At 37.3% G+C, this 16168-nt stretch carries 18 protein-coding genes and 2 pseudogenes; 16 read left to right on the top strand and 4 right to left on the bottom strand.

The window, feature by feature from the left end:
* Positions 1-131 precede the first annotated feature (131 nt).
* The 12 genes and pseudogenes from PCY12_RS03495 to PCY12_RS03550 all read left to right on the top strand — a co-directional run bounded on the left by PCY12_RS03495 (position 132) and on the right by PCY12_RS03550 (position 9544).
* Positions 132-875: a CPBP family intramembrane glutamic endopeptidase gene (locus PCY12_RS03495; RefSeq protein WP_301351552.1), complete on the top strand. Its 744-nt coding sequence runs from the start codon at positions 132-134 to the stop codon at positions 873-875.
* 284 nt (positions 876-1159) lie between these two features.
* On the top strand, positions 1160-1966 hold the full coding sequence (locus PCY12_RS03500) for an alpha/beta hydrolase (RefSeq protein ID WP_301351554.1): 807 nt from the start codon (positions 1160-1162) through the stop codon (positions 1964-1966).
* A gap of 11 nt (positions 1967-1977) precedes the next feature.
* Positions 1978-2106, top strand: a pseudogene (locus PCY12_RS03505) (ADP-ribosylglycohydrolase family protein); the annotation flags it as partial.
* Between the two features lie 217 nt (positions 2107-2323).
* Positions 2324-2704, top strand: a complete 381-nt coding sequence (locus tag PCY12_RS03510; protein ID WP_301351556.1) for a GntR family transcriptional regulator — start codon at positions 2324-2326, stop codon at positions 2702-2704.
* Positions 2697-3545: an ABC transporter ATP-binding protein gene (locus PCY12_RS03515; protein ID WP_301351558.1), complete on the top strand. Its 849-nt coding sequence runs from the start codon at positions 2697-2699 to the stop codon at positions 3543-3545. Before PCY12_RS03510 ends, PCY12_RS03515 begins: the two co-directional genes overlap by 8 nt.
* Positions 3545-4174 carry an ABC-2 transporter permease gene (locus tag PCY12_RS03520; RefSeq protein ID WP_301351560.1) on the top strand — a complete coding sequence of 210 codons (630 nt, stop codon included), beginning with the start codon at positions 3545-3547 and terminating at the stop codon, positions 4172-4174. Before PCY12_RS03515 ends, PCY12_RS03520 begins: the two co-directional genes overlap by 1 nt.
* Before the next feature lie 43 nt (positions 4175-4217).
* A pseudogene (locus tag PCY12_RS03525) lies at positions 4218-5070 on the top strand (ADP-ribosylglycohydrolase family protein).
* Between the two features lie 113 nt (positions 5071-5183).
* Positions 5184-6068, top strand: a complete 885-nt coding sequence (locus PCY12_RS03530; protein WP_301351562.1) for a diacylglycerol kinase family protein — start codon at positions 5184-5186, stop codon at positions 6066-6068.
* A gap of 161 nt (positions 6069-6229) precedes the next feature.
* Positions 6230-7969, top strand: a complete 1740-nt coding sequence (locus PCY12_RS03535; protein ID WP_301351563.1) for a glycoside hydrolase family 13 protein — start codon at positions 6230-6232, stop codon at positions 7967-7969.
* 86 nt (positions 7970-8055) lie between these two features.
* Positions 8056-8928 (top strand): DUF4300 family protein, encoded by an 873-nt coding sequence (locus tag PCY12_RS03540; RefSeq protein ID WP_301351565.1) that lies wholly within the window; start codon positions 8056-8058, stop codon positions 8926-8928.
* Between the two features lie 12 nt (positions 8929-8940).
* On the top strand, positions 8941-9120 hold the full coding sequence (locus PCY12_RS03545) for a hypothetical protein (RefSeq protein ID WP_301351567.1): 180 nt from the start codon (positions 8941-8943) through the stop codon (positions 9118-9120).
* Between the two features lie 112 nt (positions 9121-9232).
* Positions 9233-9544 carry a hypothetical protein gene (locus PCY12_RS03550; RefSeq protein ID WP_301351568.1) on the top strand — a complete coding sequence of 104 codons (312 nt, stop codon included), beginning with the start codon at positions 9233-9235 and terminating at the stop codon, positions 9542-9544.
* Positions 9545-9698: 154 nt separating this feature from the next.
* Here PCY12_RS03550 and PCY12_RS03555 read toward each other — a convergent pair whose 3' ends face one another.
* Genes PCY12_RS03555 through PCY12_RS03565 form a run of 3 tightly spaced genes read right to left on the bottom strand, consistent with a single transcriptional unit; the run spans position 9699 to position 11548 of the window.
* Entirely contained in the window at positions 9699-10514 is an 816-nt protein-coding gene (locus PCY12_RS03555) for a TIGR03943 family protein (protein WP_301351570.1), read from the bottom strand.
* The gene (locus PCY12_RS03560; protein WP_301351572.1) at positions 10511-11416 is read right to left on the bottom strand and encodes a permease; all 906 of its coding nucleotides are present in this window, start codon (positions 11414-11416) and stop codon (positions 10511-10513) included. The genes PCY12_RS03555 and PCY12_RS03560 overlap by 4 nt, the downstream gene beginning before the upstream one ends.
* A complete protein-coding gene (locus tag PCY12_RS03565; RefSeq protein WP_049511209.1) occupies positions 11417-11548 on the bottom strand; it encodes an SPJ_0845 family protein in 132 nt (43 codons plus the stop codon). It lies immediately after the preceding gene.
* Positions 11549-11676: 128 nt separating this feature from the next.
* Between PCY12_RS03565 and PCY12_RS03570 the strand changes: the two genes are divergently transcribed.
* Genes PCY12_RS03570 through PCY12_RS03580 form a run of 3 tightly spaced genes read left to right on the top strand, consistent with a single transcriptional unit; the run spans position 11677 to position 14573 of the window.
* Positions 11677-13806 (top strand): Tex family protein, encoded by a 2130-nt coding sequence (locus tag PCY12_RS03570; protein ID WP_301351573.1) that lies wholly within the window; start codon positions 11677-11679, stop codon positions 13804-13806.
* Positions 13793-14242: a SprT family protein gene (locus PCY12_RS03575; RefSeq protein WP_301351713.1), complete on the top strand. Its 450-nt coding sequence runs from the start codon at positions 13793-13795 to the stop codon at positions 14240-14242. Before PCY12_RS03570 ends, PCY12_RS03575 begins: the two co-directional genes overlap by 14 nt.
* A 58-nt stretch (positions 14243-14300) precedes the next feature.
* A complete protein-coding gene (locus PCY12_RS03580) occupies positions 14301-14573 on the top strand; it encodes a PspC domain-containing protein (protein WP_001085044.1) in 273 nt (90 codons plus the stop codon).
* Between the two features lie 210 nt (positions 14574-14783).
* Here the strand turns inward: PCY12_RS03580 and PCY12_RS03585 are convergent, their stop codons facing one another.
* The gene (locus PCY12_RS03585) at positions 14784-14981 is read right to left on the bottom strand and encodes a hypothetical protein (RefSeq protein WP_049524568.1); all 198 of its coding nucleotides are present in this window, start codon (positions 14979-14981) and stop codon (positions 14784-14786) included.
* A gap of 428 nt (positions 14982-15409) precedes the next feature.
* Here PCY12_RS03585 and PCY12_RS03590 point away from each other — a divergent pair, with 428 nt between their 5' ends.
* A complete protein-coding gene (locus PCY12_RS03590) occupies positions 15410-16168 on the top strand; it encodes an ABC transporter ATP-binding protein (protein ID WP_301351574.1) in 759 nt (252 codons plus the stop codon).

The following is a 16168-nucleotide window of genomic DNA, read 5'->3' on the forward strand; positions in this document are numbered from 1 at the left end:
GTAATAAAAAAACAGGAACAGTCAATTAAACTGCTCCTATTTTTGTGATAGAATATAGGTAGTTATAACCGAGAGCAACTAAGAAGCAGTAAAAATATTATTCATAAAATAATCAAGATTAGGAAGATAAAATGACAGAAATTGATAAAAGGAATTTAAAAAATTATCTTTATTGTACATTTGGAATTACTTATATAGCTTGGGGGATTCTTGCCATCTTTACGCAATCTCATATTTTGGGATTAGAAACATTTATAGGGAGAATGTTACATATAGTAGGTGCACTTGGTCCAGCTATTGCAAGTGGCTTTTATTTGAAAAGTAATAATATAAAATTTAAACATTTTGTATTTAATAAAAGAAAAAATAGTAGTATTTATTTCATTATTCATTTGTTAGCAATTTTGATACTATTTTCTGTATCTTCCTTAGAATTAAACGGAGTATCAATTTATCTGATGCCGCTATTCTTTATACAATTAATTTTTTTTGGTGGTGGACATGAAGAATTAGGATGGAGAGGTATATTACAACCGTTACTTGATAAAAAATATACTTATTGGCAATCTAATTTGATTGTAGGATCAATTTGGGGGATTTGGCATCTGCCTTTATGGTTTATAGTTGGAGAAAGCCATCAAGGATTTCCTTTTATTTTATTTTTTATATATACATTATTTTTAAGTTTTGTTTTAGGGCTTCTTTATCGTCAAACGAAATCTGTGGGGTACTGTCTATTATTTCATGCATTCGCAAATTTGTTAAATCTCTATTTTGTGTTAAAAATTAATCTTATTTTTATTATCATATTTATTACTTATTTAATTTATACAATATTGGCGAGTAATAGGATTAGTAAGGAAACAACATTTTAAAATTTAGATCAGTATATCCATTATTGAAAGTAACGATTGGATAATTAGATGATCTATGTTAGAGAATTATCTATTATAATTTAAAGTGGAGTGATGAATGTCGTTTCTTTTGGAAGTAGTGATAATCTTTCCGTTCCACAGTATCATTCTAAAATGATTTTTACTGCCTTTTGTTTATTAGTATAAAAGTAGAATATTAACACACGTTGAGGCGTATCACTGCTTATTCAAACTGATTAAACAAGGATGTAGCTAGTGAAAGTCCTACAGTAAGGAGTTTAAACATGAAATTCCATGAATTTGGTAATAAGAATTTGCCTCCTATTTTACTGATACATGGTGGTGGCAGTTCTTGGTGGAATTATCTTCGTCAAGAACGTATCTTGTCAGAAAAATACCGTGTTATTTTACCTACTTTGAATGGTCATGGCGAGGAATATCAACTTGATTATGTTTCTACTGAAGATTCTGCTTTGGAGATTCTAGACTATATCAAAGCAAACTGTGGTGGAAAATTGTTTGCAATCGGTGGTGTTTCACTTGGTGGTCAAATTACCATGGAGCTTTTATCTTTAGACAGTGAAATTGCTGAGAAGACCATTATAGACGGAAGCCTCTGTATTCCTCAACCAAGGTTAGCTAAAATCAGCATCTTTCTAGTGTCTCTATTTGGTAAACTGATGTTCAATAAATTCTCTTGCAAACTTCAGTTAAGCATGATGAACAAACTCTATCCTAAACTGGCTTATCCAGAGGAAATAAAAGCTTATTATTTGGAGGATCTTCCAAGGACGCCTGTCAAAACATTGGTGACCATTTACAAAAACTATATGGGGCATTACAAGCTGAAAGATATGATTTCTGCTAGCAAGGCTCAGGTTCTGTATATCTATGGTGAAAAAGAATTGAACTGTGTGAAAGAATCAGCGAAATTATTTCATCAGCTACATTCAAATACAATTTTGTATGAAGCAAAAGGGTATAACCACGGTTATTTATCAGCTTACCTGCCTTATGAGTGGATTGATTTGGTGGTTCCATTTTTAAAGAGTGATTCATTAGAAATTTGTAACGAATCTGATATGCCATAAAGAGGAACCTTATGCTAGGAGCAATTATTGGAGATATTGTAGGTTCAGTTTACGAATGGAACAATATCAAAACGAAGGTTTTTTCTTTATTCAGGGAAGACTGCTTTTTCACTGACGATACGATTATGACTTATGCTGTTGATGGTAAAAACGTATAAAACTGTGAACGAAAGTGATTAAGAAAAGCCTTGATTGTAAGGCTTTTTGTTATATTAAAAATTTAAATTGAAAAGGAATCAATTTAAACAATAATATGTTTCATACAGATTGTTAAATATTGAACTTATATAACTGTTATGATATAATATAAACAGATAAAACAGAGATGACAGTTGGATAGTTAGGAGGATATGGAGGGTGAATATACAGATTGATAATTCAAGTGATAATCCGATTTATTTACAGATTAAAAATCAAATAAAGGCTCAGATTATTTCGGGAAAATTAAAGGTTGGCGAGCAATTACCATCCATCAGATTTTTAGCTAAAGAACTTCGAGTGAGTATGATAACTGCTAAAAGAGCTTTTGATGATCTAGAACTTGATGGTTTCATTAATTCAGTTCAAGGTAAAGGTAATTTTGTTGCACCTCAAAATAAAGAGCTTATTCGAGAAGAATATTTGAAACGAATCGAATCAAAAATGCAAGATATTCTTGAGCTTTCAGCGATTGCAGGTGTTACCAATGATGAGTTGGTAGAGATGTTTAGTAGTTATATGGAGGGAAAATATGAGTGATTTTGCTATTGAAATCAAAAACTTGGTTAAAAAATTTGATGACTTTACATTAGGACCGATAGATTTTTCTATTCCTAAAGGCTCTATTGTCGGATACATTGGCCAAAACGGGGCTGGTAAAAGTACAACCATAAAATTATTGTTAGGATTACTTAAGAAAGACTCAGGAGAAATTAAAATTTTAGGTTATGATAATCCTAATAGTCTTGAATTGAAAGATAAAATTGGAGTAGTGTTTGATGATTTATTAGTGCCGGAAGAAATGACACTCGTTGATTTAGAAAAATTTTGTTCAAGGGTATATTCAAAATGGGACAGAGAATTTTTCTATCAATTAAAAAAGAAATTTAAATTATCTGAAAAACAGGCTATTCAAAGTTATTCTCGTGGAATGAGAATGAAATTATCGATGGCAGTAGCTTTATCTCATAAAGCAGAAATTCTCATTTTGGATGAAGCTACAAGTGGACTGGATCCGATTGTACGGGACGAAATTTTAGATTTTCTTCTTGACTTTATTCAAGATGAAAATCATACAATTTTAATATCGTCACATATCCTATCAGATTTAGAGAAAGTGGCGGATTATATTGCTTTTATCAATGATGGTAAAGTACTTTTTGTTGAATCAAAGGATGAACTCAAAGAAAACTATGCTATCTGTACTTTATCTAATGAAGAAGTTAAAAATCTTGATGAGAAAGCTATAATTGGGAGAAGGATACACGCATTTGGACAAGAGATGCTTGTTAAAAGAAATTTTATTCCAGATGGAATCAGATTACAAAAACCTTCTATCGAAGATATTATGATATATTTTTTGAAAGGAGATGAAAGATAATGACTGCATTAATATTAAAAGATATAGCTACTTTAAAGAAAACACTACTATTAACGATTACTCTCTGTATTGCACTCATTGTTTATGGGGTATATGAAAATGAAATTTTTATGATACCGCTTATTTGTACTATGATACCGTTAATTTTAACTGCTATCGCTTTTGGCTATGATACGAGATCGAAGTTTGAACAATTTGCCTTTTCCATGCCTATTAAAAAGAGTAGCTTTGTACTAAGTAAATTGTTTTTTGCGTTTGTTTTTGGATTAGTAGGTTCAGTTTGTTTATTTGTTCAATTGGTAATAAAAAAAGAGATGTTAATAGACAGCATCATATTTATCTCACTAATTACATTAGTTGTAAGTATTTTGATATCAGCTATTCAACTTCCGTTTATTCTTAAGTACGGTGCTGAAAAAGGTAGGCTGATCATGGTTATAACATACTTTACAGTATTTGCTCTATCTAGTTTTTTTAAAGCAAAATCAAATTTACTGACTAATGTTGTAGAGTTTTTCTTAAAGAATTCGAGATTAATGATTTTTATTGGAATAGTTTTTATTAGTATTATTATCATAGGAATCGCTATAAAAATATCTATTTTAATTATGGAGAAAAAAGAATACTAGAGAAGTTTAGAGTAGATTATAAAAACTTAGAAGGAGGAATCTGATGCTCGGAGCAATTATTGGAGACATTGTAGGTTCTGTTTACGAATGGAACAATATCAAAACGAAGGACTTTCCTTTATTTCGGAAGGACTGCTTTTTTACAGATGATACGGTTATGACCTGTGCTGTTGCAGAAGCAATTATGAATGGGGGACAAAAAGACGACTTCATTGACGCGATGAAGAAATATGGCAGACTGTATCCGAATGCTGATTACGGTGCTCGGTTCAATGCATGGCTAAACAGCGATAACCGTGAGCCTTATAATAGCTTTGGGAATGGATCAGCTATGCGTGTTTCTCCATGTGCTTGGGTCATGGACTGTGGTTTTTATGAGAGAACCGGAATGTGGTCATCATCTAGAGGACTTGCGAGTCTTTCTGCAGAGAACCCATAATCATCCAGAAGGTGTCAAAGGCGCTATGGCTACAGCTGATGCTATTTTTCTATGTCGTTTTTACTTTGGTGGTCATTGTAGAGAGTACGAGCAACCAATTAACGACAATCCTACAGAGTGTAAAAGACGGATTAAGGATTATATAAAGAAGACATACGGCTACAATCTATCTCAAACTTTAGATGAAATCCGCCCTAACTATCGTTTTAACGAAACATGTCAAGAAACTGTCCCTCAAGCCATTATCGCCTTTCTTGAGAGTACAGATTTCGAAGATGCGATAAGAAATGCCATTTCCCTTGGTGGCGATAGTGATACTCTGGCTGCAATTACTGGCAGCATAGCAGAGGCAGCTTACGGTATCCCTGATTTAATCAAGGAAAAGGCCTATTCTTACTTGGATGCTCCCTTAAAAGATGTAGTTATGCGATGGGAAAATAGAATAAAAGCGTATTAATCTCCAGTACGTCAGGTTTCTCTTTTCTGTATTTTCATTGTATATAATAGGGATACATTTAGTTTCATATAATGGAATATAAAGATTTCTAAAGAATATTAAGGAGAAAATCAATGAAAAAAGCAATGTTAATTATCAACCCTACTTCTGGTGGCGAGAAGGCTTTGGATTACAAAGATAAGCTGGAAAATAAAGCAAAAGAATACTTTGAGCACGTAGAAACCAAAATAACAGAAAAAGCGCTAGATGCAACAAATTTTGCTGAGGAAGCTTCTCGTGAGCAGTACGATGCAGTGGTTGTTTTTGGTGGAGATGGGACTGTTAATGAAGTCATTTCGGATATTGCTGAGAGAGACTACATTCCTAAGTTAGGGATTATCCCAGGCGGTACGGGAAACCTCATTACAAAACTGTTGGAAATCAATCAAGACATCGATGGCGCGATTGATGAACTGGATTTTGATTTAACCAATAAGATTGATATCGGTAAAGCGAATGACAATTATTTTGGCTATATCTTTAGTATCGGTTCTCTGCCAGAAGCGATTCACAATGTTGAAATTGAAGATAAGACAAAATTCGGTATTTTAGCCTATGCTGTAAATACTATGAAGTCTGTCATGACGGATCAGGTCTTTAATATTAAGGTTGAGACAGAAAATGAAAATTATGTTGGTGAAGCGAGCCATGTGTTGGTTCTCTTGACAAATTACTTCGCTGATAAGAAAATCTTTGAAGAAAATAAAGACGGCTATGCCAACATTTTGATTCTGAAAGATGCTTCTATATTCTCTAAATTATCTGTCATTCCTGATTTACTAAAAGGAGATGTTGTCGGCAATGATAATATAGAGTATATCAGAGCGCGCAATATTAAAATCTCTTCAGATAGTGAATTGGAGTCGGATGTTGACGGCGATAAATCGGATAACCTACCTGTAGAAATCAAAGTTTTAGCTCAACGAGTAGAAGTATTTTCAAAACCGAAAGATGAATAGTATATAGATAAAGCCTTTTTTAAGGCTTTTTGTATACTTAAAAAGATAGTTCTTTTAAAAATGGACCATTCTTGCAAATAGTCTACAAAAATAGTATACTGGATTTATTAACTTTAAAAACGTTTGCGTAAAAATAGATTAAAACTTTAGGAGACAAATTGATGGAATTAAGTGCTATTTACCATAGGACTGAGTCGGAGTATGCCTATCTTTATAAGGATAAGAAACTTCATATTCGGATTCGAACTAAGAAAGGGGATATTGAGAGTATCACCTTGCATTATGGTGACCCTTTTATTTTTATGGAGGAGTTTTATCAGGATACAAAGGAAATGCCCAAGCTGACTTCTGACGCCATCTTTGATTATTGGCAGGTTGAAGTGTCCGTTGACTTTGCACGTATCCAGTATCTCTTTGAAGTCATGGATACAGAAGGTCAAAGTATTTTGTATGGTGATAAAGGTTGTGTGGAAAATTCTCTAGAAAATCTTCATGCTATTGGGAATGGATTTAAGTTGCCCTATCTTCATGAGATTGATACCTGCAAGGTTCCTGACTGGGTTTCAAATACGGTATGGTATCAGATATTTCCTGAGAGATTTGCCAATGGAAATGCTCGATTAGACCCAGAAGGGACTTTAGACTGGGATTCATCTATCACACCTAGTAGTGATGATTTCTTTGGTGGTGATTTACAAGGCATTATTGACCATCTGGATTACTTGCAAGACTTGGGCATTACTGGTCTTTATCTCTGTCCCATCTTTGAATCGACGAGCAATCACAAGTACAATACGACGGATTATTTCGAAATTGACCGTCATTTTGGAGACAAGGAAATCTTTCGAGAGCTGGTCGAGCAAGCGCATCAGCGAGGTATGAAAATCATGCTGGACGCTGTATTTAATCATATTGGTTCGCAATCTCCTCAATGGCAAGATGTTGTCAAAAATGGTGAGCAATCTGCTTATAAAGATTGGTTCCATATTCAACAATTCCCAGTGACGACTGAAAAACTTGCTAATAAGAGTGACTTACCCTATCATGCTTTTGGTTTCGAGGACTATTTGCCTAAGCTAAATACAGCTAATCCAGAGGTCAAGGACTATCTTTTAAAGGTTGCGACTTATTGGATTGAAGAGTTTGATATCGATGCTTGGCGTTTGGATGTGGCTAATGAGATTGACCATCAGTTTTGGAGGGATTTTCGTAATGCAGTTTTAGCTAAAAAGCCTGATCTTTATATCCTAGGAGAAGTCTGGCATACGTCTCAGCCTTGGTTAAATGGAGATGAGTTCCATGCGGTCATGAATTATCCTTTATCTGATAGTATCAAGGACTATTTCTTACGAGGAATTAAGAAGACAGACCAATTCATCGATGAAATCAATGGTCAGTCTATGTATTACAAGCAGCAGATTTCAGAGGTCATGTTTAATCTATTGGATTCGCATGATACAGCACGAATCTTGTGGACGGCCAATGAGGATGTTCAACTGGTTAAATCAGCCCTAGCCTTTCTCTTTTTACAAAAAGGAACACCTTGCATCTATTACGGAACCGAGCTTTCCTTAACCGGCGGTCCAGACCCAGATTGTCGTCGCTGTATGCCTTGGGAACGCGTATCAAGTGACCATGATATGCTGAGCTTCATGAAGAAGCTGATTAATATTAGAAAATATGCGTCAGAAATCATTTCGCATGGTAAGTATAGTCTCCAAGAAATCAAACCTGATTTAGTGACGTTGAAATGGGAATACGAAGGTCGGGTCTTTAAAGCTATCTTTAACCAATCAAAAGAAGATTATCTTTTAGAGAAGGAAACCGTAGCACTAGAAAGTAATTGCCAAGAATCGGAGAATCAGCTTGTGATCTCTCAAAATGGATTTGTGATTTTCTAAAAAGTGGTTGATGTCGATCATGGTATTATTGCCAACTTATGTAGTATAATAAGGCTGGTTACTAAACCTGTAAAAAGGAGAAAGAGATGAAGAAATCACGAAAATTAGCCACATTAGGAATCTGTTCAATCTTGTTTTTAGGCTTGCCTGCCTGTCAACAAGATGCTACAATTTCGAATGGGACGAGTCAAAGGCAAAGTAGTTCAACGAAAGTGCCATGGAAAGCTTCATACACCAACCTAAACAACCAGGTAAGTACAGAAGAGGTCAAATCTCTCTTATCAGCCCATTTGGATCCAAATAGTGTTGATGCATTTTTTAATCTCGTTAATGATTACAATACCATTGTCGGGTCAACTGGCTTATCGGGAGATTTTACTTCCTTTACTCACACCGAATACGATGTTGAGAAAATTAGTAACCTTTGGAATCAAAAGAAGTGCGATTTCGTTGGGACCAACTGCCGTATCAATAGTTATTGTCTTTTGAAAAATTCAGTCACCATTCCCAAGATTGAAAAGAATGACCAATTGCTTTTCCTAGATAATGATGCGATTGATAAGGGAAAGGTCTTTGATTCTCAAGATAAGGAAGAGTTTGATATTCTATTTTCGAGAGTTCCAACTGAGGCAACTACAGATGTCAAGGTTCACGCTGAAAAGATGGAAACATTCTTCTCCCAATTTCAATTCAACGACAAAGCTCGAATGCTGTCTGTAGTCTTGCACGACAATCTGGATGGTGAGTATCTGTTTGTAGGCCACGTTGGAGTCTTAGTGCCTGCTGATGATGGATTCTTATTTGTAGAGAAATTGACTTTCGAAGAGCCCTACCAAGCGATTAAATTTGCCAGCAAGGAAGATTGTTACAAGTATTTAGGCACTAAGTATGCGGACTATACAGGCGAGGGACTGGCTCGGCCTTTTATCATGGATAATGATAAGTGGGTTAAACTTTAATGGTGGTATGATATGACAGTAATCCTAGGATTTTTATTTCTATTTTTGATGAGTTGGTGGGTTATTTCAATCGTTAATAGCCAGAAACCAGGAAAAAATGAAACATTTATTGGCTATATCCAAAGATACGATATTGATGGGAATGGCTATCAATCAGAAGTATGGGAAGTGACTGAGGAGGAAGATTTATAATTAAAGAACAGAGTCGTCTTTACAGTATTGTACCTATTTCCAGACAGTCCATTTGTAGTTTTATCTGGATTGGTTTATAATTTAAGGTAGAGAAAATAGGAGGACTAATCGAATGGAATTAAAAGATTTTACAGAAAAAGAACAGGAAATGATTAAGAAGGGGCTGACTACGTCTAAGATTAGTGACAAGGAAACTGCTGAGAAGATTCTTGCGCTTGTCTCACAAGACTTGATTAAGCGAATCCCATTTTTCGTCAGAAAACATGCTACGACACGTACGATTAAACGCATTTCAATCGAACACCCTGAGCTTTACGCTGCAGCTCAAACAAGTGGTGAGATTCCAGAAAAAGAACGCGAAGAATTGCGTCAAATTATCACGACTATCTTTGAACAAAAGATGAATAAGCATAGTATTAAGTAGAGAATGAAAATGTATTTGATTTGTGAATTGTTCACTAGTTATATATCATTTTAAAAATCGCAATTTATATTCTACTATACAATACTCAACAAAAAACGAACAGGATCTTTTCTGTTATTCAGAAGAGAACTTGTTCGTTTTTATATTGATTTCCTTAAAAAGCTCGATAAACATAGGGATTTTCTGGTTTATCGACTTTGGTAAAGCTTTCGATTTCCAAGGTTGGAAGGTTTTGTTTGAGTTCTTTATGGTAGTGATTGACCAGTTTTCCTTTGGCTGTTATCCAGGTATTGTTCTCGTACTGCCGGTTATTTCCCTTGGTCAGCAATCCATACACACCAGAATCTGCGATACAGTGGATAATGCCGAAGCGGAACAAAAATTGGCTATTGGCATGACTGGGGTCGTTATAGACAAAGCCTGTGAACTGGACTGTCTTACCCTCAAACTCATCTGGATAGTCGTAGATAGCTTCCATGACTTCCATATAGTTTTCGTTAGTAATGTTAATGCTATCTTGGGATAAGTATTTATCCGCCGCCGTTCGCATTTCCTTTTCATAGGCTGATTTTGAAAAATAAGAACTGGTATCTGGTTTCAAATATTGGCTTGTCGTCCCTTCACTTGTCTGAATGGCTAGATTCGTTCCTTCCGATAGAGGGAAATGATAGCCTTTAGCTGAAACGGTCTGAGAATCCAAGCTAACAGTTGGGAAAGTTAAGCCGACGACAAGTGGAATAGCCAGAAGAGAAATACTCGTCATCTTGGCCAATCGGCTGTTCAGATGACTGTGGGTTTTGACTTGCTTCATCCAGATATACAGTTGAACAATTGCCAAGATAAATGAAAGCACCATGGAGATATAGGCCAGATAGGAATAGTGCATGTTGATGTACTGGTTTAATTTGCCTGACAGATGGAGGTAAATAGTCAGTTCAAAATAGCCAGCTAAAACTAAAAATCGAATCATAGGATGACTCCAATCAAGAGAGAATAGACTAAGACGACAAGAGTTACAATCGTTATGAAGTGACTGATAAATCGTGCTTTCAAGTAATTTTTCATCATGAGAATATTTTTGATATCCAGCATTGGGCCAATCACCAGAAAGGCCAGAACTGGTGCCAAACCGAAACTCGAGAGAAGAGAAGCACCGATAAAGGCATCCGCCTCACTGCAGAGAGAGAGAAGAAAGGCCAAAAGCATCAAGAGCAGGATGGCAAAAATAGGGGTTGCACTGATAGAGGTCAGAATCCGAGTTGGAACGTAGACCTGTATAACAGAGGCAAAGAGACAGCCGAATACCAAATAACGCCCCGTATCAAAAAATTCATCAATTGCTTGCACAAAAACCTGAAAAACCTTTTTTGCAGGGCTTAAGTGAGAAAAATCATGCTCATGACAGGCCAACCGATTTTCTTTCTGAATCGGTTCTTGCCAGAAAAATCCTAGAAAAATTCCTAGTATTACAGCCACAACGATGGAACCCAGAGCTCGTAACAGCGCGATATGGAAGGAGTTGCCAAAGGCAGAATAGGTCGCAAAGAGAACAATGGGATTGATAACAGGTGCTGTCACAAGAAAGGGAACGGCTGTGTAACTGGGAACCTTTTTTTCAAGAAAACGATTGATAATGGGGACGATTCCACATTCACAAGAGGGGAAAAGAATCCCTACGAAGGTGCCAAAAAAGATTCTCCCCCAACGATTTCGAGGGAGAAAATGATAAACTTTGTCAGGTGTGATATAGACCTCAATCAGCCCTGAGACAATGCTTCCTATCAGAACGAAGGGGAGGGCTTCAATTATAATGGAGAGAAAAATAGCCCCAGTCTGAAGCACACTAGATGGGAGTTGTTGAAAAGCAGTCATCTAGTTTTTCTTTTCTGTTTTGGCTTTTTTCTCTTTGTCATCAGGGAAAGTGACTTGTTTCAAATCTGGAAGTTTAGCAAACTCTTCAAACATCTTGTCCAAGTCGTCTCGTTTTGTAAATTTTACAGCCATAGGTGTACCTCGATTCTAAATTCTACCTCTATTATACTATTATTTTGAGGAAAAGGGAGTTTTTTAATTTGTTTTCGATAGTTGAAAAGGATTGGAGCAAGCCTTCTAGCTTGTGGTATAATAGGTTTATGGATAAAAAATATGAAAAAATCTCCCAAGATTTGGGAGTGACGTTAAAGCAAATCGATACCGTTCTCAGTTTGACAGCTGAAGGGGCGACAATTCCCTTCATCGCGCGTTATCGCAAGGACATGACTGGTAGTCTGGATGAGGTGGCGATTAAGGCCATTATTGACTTGGATAAAAGTCTGACCAACCTCAACGACCGTAAGGAAGCTGTTTTAGCTAAGATTCAAGAACAAGGCAAGCTGACCAAGGAATTGGAAGAAGCTATCTTAGCTGCCGAAAAATTAGCAGATGTAGAAGAACTCTACCTTCCTTATAAGGAAAAACGTCGAACCAAGGCAACCATTGCCCGTGAAGCTGGACTCTTTCCTCTTGCTCGTCTGATTTTGCAGAATGTAGCTGATTTAGAGAAAGAGGCTGAAAAGTTTGTCTGTGAAGGATTTGCGACTGGTAAGGAAGCCTTGGCTGGTGCAGTTGATATTTTGGTTGAAGCCTTATCGGAAGATGTGGCCTTGCGTTCCATGACTTATCAGGAGGTGCTGAGACACTCTAAACTAACTTCTCAAGTTAAGGATGAAAGTCTTGATGAAAAGCAGGTTTTTCAGATTTATTATGATTTTTCAGAAACGGTTGGAAATATGCAGGGTTATCGTACCTTGGCCCTCAATCGTGGGGAGAAGCTAGGTGTCTTGAAGGTCGGTTTTGAACATGCAACGGACCGTATTCTAGCTTTCTTTGCTGCTCGTTTCAAGGTGAAAAATGCCTATATTGATGAAGTCGTTCAGCAATCTGTTAAGAAAAAGGTCTTGCCAGCTATCGAGCGACGTATTCGGACAGAATTGACTGAGAAAGCAGAAGAAGGAGCTATCCAACTCTTTTCTGACAACCTGCGCAATCTCCTCTTGGTTGCTCCTTTAAAAGGGCGCGTGGTTCTTGGGTTTGACCCAGCCTTTCGTACAGGTGCCAAGCTAGCTGTCGTGGATGCAACAGGAAAAATGCTGACAACTCAGGTTATTTATCCTGTTAAACCAGCATCAGCTCGTCAAATCGAAGAAGCCAAGAAAGATTTGGCAGATTTGATTGGTCAATACGGTGTAGAGATCATTGCCATCGGAAACGGGACTGCTAGTCGTGAAAGTGAAGCCTTTGTGGCGGAAGTTCTTAAAGATTTTCCTGAAGTCAGCTATGTTATCGTCAATGAAAGTGGTGCTTCGGTCTATTCTGCCAGCGAACTTGCTCGTCAGGAGTTTCCAGATTTGACCGTTGAAAAACGCTCTGCCATCTCTATTGCCCGTCGTTTGCAAGATCCTCTTGCGGAATTGGTCAAAATCGATCCTAAGTCAATTGGTGTCGGTCAATACCAGCACGATGTCAGCCAGAAGAAACTATCTGAAAGTCTGGACTTTGTCGTGGATACGGTGGTTAACCAAGTCGGTGTCAATATCAATACGGCCAGTCCAGCTCTTCTTTCCCACGTTGCTGGACTCAATAAAACTATCTCTGAAAATATTGTCAAATACCGTGAGGAAGAAGGAAAAATCACTTCACGCGCCCAAATCAAGAAAGTTCCCCGTCTGGGAGCCAAGGTCTTTGAGCAGGCAGCTGGTTTCCTTCGTATCCCTGAAAGTAGTAATATCCTTGACAATACAGGAGTTCACCCAGAAAACTATGCTGCAGTTAAGGAGCTCTTCAAACGTTTAGATATTAAAGACCTAAACGAACAAGCCCAAGGCAAACTCAAGTCGCTTTCAGTCAAGAAAATGGCGCAAGAGTTAGACCTTGGTCCAGAAACTCTTAAAGATATCATTGCAGATCTTCTCAAACCAGGTCGAGATTTCCGTGATTCCTTTGACGCACCTGTGCTTCGCCAAGATGTCCTAGATATCAAAGACTTAGTGGTTGGTCAGAAGCTAGAAGGAGTGGTGCGTAACGTCGTTGATTTCGGTGCCTTCGTTGATATCGGTATTCATGAGGACGGCTTGATTCATATTTCCCATATGAGTCGCAAATTTATCAAACACCCAAGCCAAGTGGTGTCCGTTGGTGATTTGGTGACCGTTTGGGTCAAGAAAATTGATACTGAACGTGAAAAAGTCAATCTGTCGCTCCTCGCTCCAGATGAATCTAACTGATTACGTCAAGCAAGTTTCGCTAGAAGACTTCGGGAGACCTTTTATCCATCATGTCCAGTGGAATAGGCGTCTACGTTCGACAGGTGGGCGATTTTTCCCAAAAGATGGGCACTTGGATTTTAATCCCAAGGTTTATCAGGAACTGGGTCTGGATGTTTTTAGGAAAATTGTCCGACATGAACTCTGTCATTATCACCTCTATTTTCAAGGGAAGGGCTATCAACACAAGGATCGGGATTTTAAGGAACTTTTGAAAGCAGTGGATGGATTACGCTTTGTGCCATCCTTGTCCAATAGCAACTCCAAGTCAATCAAGCTCTATCGTTGCCAATCCTGCCAGCAAAGGTATCAGCGCAAGAGAAGGATTGATACTAAACGCTATCGCTGTGGACTTTGTCGAGGTAAATTGCTTCTGATAAATCAGCCTGAGGACTGATGAAAGCCGAGCCTACCCGTGATATACTATGTCTAACCTAGCAGAAAGAGGAAATATCATGAACAGTAAATTTTATAAAATGAGACGAAATCGCATGATTTCAGGAGTTTTGGCAGGTTTGTCAGACAAGTGGAACTTTGATGTTACCCTTGTTCGTTTCTTGTTTGCCATTTTTACAGTTGCAAACTTTGGACTTGGCGTGATTATCTATATCATCCTAGCTTCTATCATGCCAACCAAGGAAGAAATCGAAGCAGAAATGTACGGAACAGGCCCACGCAAACGCAAAGAAGCCCAAGCTATTGACGATAATGAAGGTTGGTTTTGGTGAGGTACTTAGTTAATAAGGAGATAGCTACTTACATATTTATGGAAATAGGATTTTTCTGTACATAGCTAATAGCCTTATACAAAAGATTTGGAATAAGCAAAAAAGCTTTAAATCAATAGTCTAAACTGCTTGATTTAAAGCTTTTTTACTTTTAATAATATTTTGCCAGCTTCATCCACAAACTAAAAGCATCTTTTTGAACTTAGATTTCTAATCTGATTTTTCATGCTGAGACAATACATTTTTTGAAAAATGGTGGATGCTGATAACAACTGATAGCCAGCAAATAGCATAAGCAGTAGCTGTAAATTCTGTACCGATAAAGTATGTTTTTTCAACTAAGAGTTGACCGATGAATGGAGAGAGGAGATAGAGAAGTCCGATGAGTATATGTTCTTTGTGTTTCATTAAGGCGCACCTTCTTTCCTTATAGGTAGTTCGATTTGAAAGTGTTGAATTTAATGGTATGTTATCTAGGTAAGCTTACTCAAATGATAGTTCCCGCTTCCTCCTTTCCAAAGTAAGCCTTTTCACACTTATATTTTACAATTTTAAAAATAGGAAATCAAAACATTTTCTAAGTAATTTTTCCTACATTTCCCCCCAATCTTACAAAAATGTAAGATTAAAGTCTCTTTTGTAAGGTTAGGTTATGGCAAGAGGTCTTTTTTTGATGTAAACTAGACTCATAAAGAACAAAGGAGTAACATCATGAAACAAATCTTACATAAGAAAACAAGAAAACCAAGCCACAAAGATATCGAGCGCGTTCAACTGGGATGCGCTATGATGCAAGCGACATTTCATTTGATGGGATATTAAGAAAGGAGATTCTCATGACACTTTTAGATGTAAAACACGTTCAAAAAATTTATAAAACTCGTTTTCAGGGCAACCAAGTAGAGGCCCTCAAGGATATTCACTTTACCGTGGAAAAAGGTGACTACGTTGCCATCATGGGTGAGTCTGGTTCTGGTAAATCAACTCTTCTCAATATCCTAGCTATGCTGGATAAACCAAGTCGTGGGCAGGTTTACTTGAATGGAACTGACACCGCAACCATTAAAAATTCACAGGCTTCTAGCTTCCGTCGTGAAAAGCTGGGCTTTGTCTTCCAAGACTTTAACTTGCTAGATACTCTGTCTGTTAAGGACAATATCTTGCTTCCTCTTGTCTTGTCAAGAAGACCCATTACGGAGATGATGAAGAAATTGGTGGTGACAGCTGAGAATCTAGGCATCAACCAATTGCAAGAGAAGTACCCTTACGAGATTTCAGGTGGGCAGAAACAGCGTGTAGCAGTAGCCCGCGCCATCATCACAGAACCTGAAATTCTCCTTGCGGACGAACCGACAGGAGCTCTTGACTCCAAGTCATCTGCAGCCTTACTTGATGTTTTTGATGAAATCAATGAGCGTGGCCAAACCATTCTTATGGTAACTCACTCAACAGCAGCAGCTAGCAGAGCTAAACGTGTACTCTTTATCAAAGACGGCATTCTTTACAACCAAATCTACCGTGGAGAGAAGACAGATCGTCAGATGTTCCAAGAAATCTCTGATACCTTGACTGTCATGGCAAGCGAGGTGAATTAG

This window comes from Streptococcus sp. SPS1 (assembly GCF_030439915.1).
GTDB lineage: Bacteria > Bacillota > Bacilli > Lactobacillales > Streptococcaceae > Streptococcus.

Coding starts and splice junctions, on each gene's coding strand:
- PCY12_RS03495 (WP_301351552.1), top strand. CDS start 132: ATGACAGAAATTGATAAAAGGAATTTAAAAAATTATCTTTATTGTACA.
- PCY12_RS03500 (WP_301351554.1), top strand. CDS start 1,160: ATGAAATTCCATGAATTTGGTAATAAGAATTTGCCTCCTATTTTACTG.
- PCY12_RS03515 (WP_301351558.1), top strand. CDS start 2,697: ATGAGTGATTTTGCTATTGAAATCAAAAACTTGGTTAAAAAATTTGAT.
- PCY12_RS03520 (WP_301351560.1), top strand. CDS start 3,545: ATGACTGCATTAATATTAAAAGATATAGCTACTTTAAAGAAAACACTA.
- PCY12_RS03530 (WP_301351562.1), top strand. CDS start 5,184: ATGAAAAAAGCAATGTTAATTATCAACCCTACTTCTGGTGGCGAGAAG.
- PCY12_RS03535 (WP_301351563.1), top strand. CDS start 6,230: ATGGAATTAAGTGCTATTTACCATAGGACTGAGTCGGAGTATGCCTAT.
- PCY12_RS03540 (WP_301351565.1), top strand. CDS start 8,056: ATGAAGAAATCACGAAAATTAGCCACATTAGGAATCTGTTCAATCTTG.
- PCY12_RS03545 (WP_301351567.1), top strand. CDS start 8,941: ATGACAGTAATCCTAGGATTTTTATTTCTATTTTTGATGAGTTGGTGG.
- PCY12_RS03550 (WP_301351568.1), top strand. CDS start 9,233: ATGGAATTAAAAGATTTTACAGAAAAAGAACAGGAAATGATTAAGAAG.
- PCY12_RS03555 (WP_301351570.1), bottom strand. CDS start 10,514: ATGATTCGATTTTTAGTTTTAGCTGGCTATTTTGAACTGACTATTTAC.
- PCY12_RS03560 (WP_301351572.1), bottom strand. CDS start 11,416: ATGACTGCTTTTCAACAACTCCCATCTAGTGTGCTTCAGACTGGGGCT.
- PCY12_RS03565 (WP_049511209.1), bottom strand. CDS start 11,548: ATGGCTGTAAAATTTACAAAACGAGACGACTTGGACAAGATGTTTGAA.
- PCY12_RS03570 (WP_301351573.1), top strand. CDS start 11,677: ATGGATAAAAAATATGAAAAAATCTCCCAAGATTTGGGAGTGACGTTA.
- PCY12_RS03575 (WP_301351713.1), top strand. CDS start 13,793: ATGAATCTAACTGATTACGTCAAGCAAGTTTCGCTAGAAGACTTCGGG.
- PCY12_RS03580 (WP_001085044.1), top strand. CDS start 14,301: ATGAACAGTAAATTTTATAAAATGAGACGAAATCGCATGATTTCAGGA.
- PCY12_RS03585 (WP_049524568.1), bottom strand. CDS start 14,981: ATGAAACACAAAGAACATATACTCATCGGACTTCTCTATCTCCTCTCT.
- PCY12_RS03590 (WP_301351574.1), top strand. CDS start 15,410: ATGACACTTTTAGATGTAAAACACGTTCAAAAAATTTATAAAACTCGT.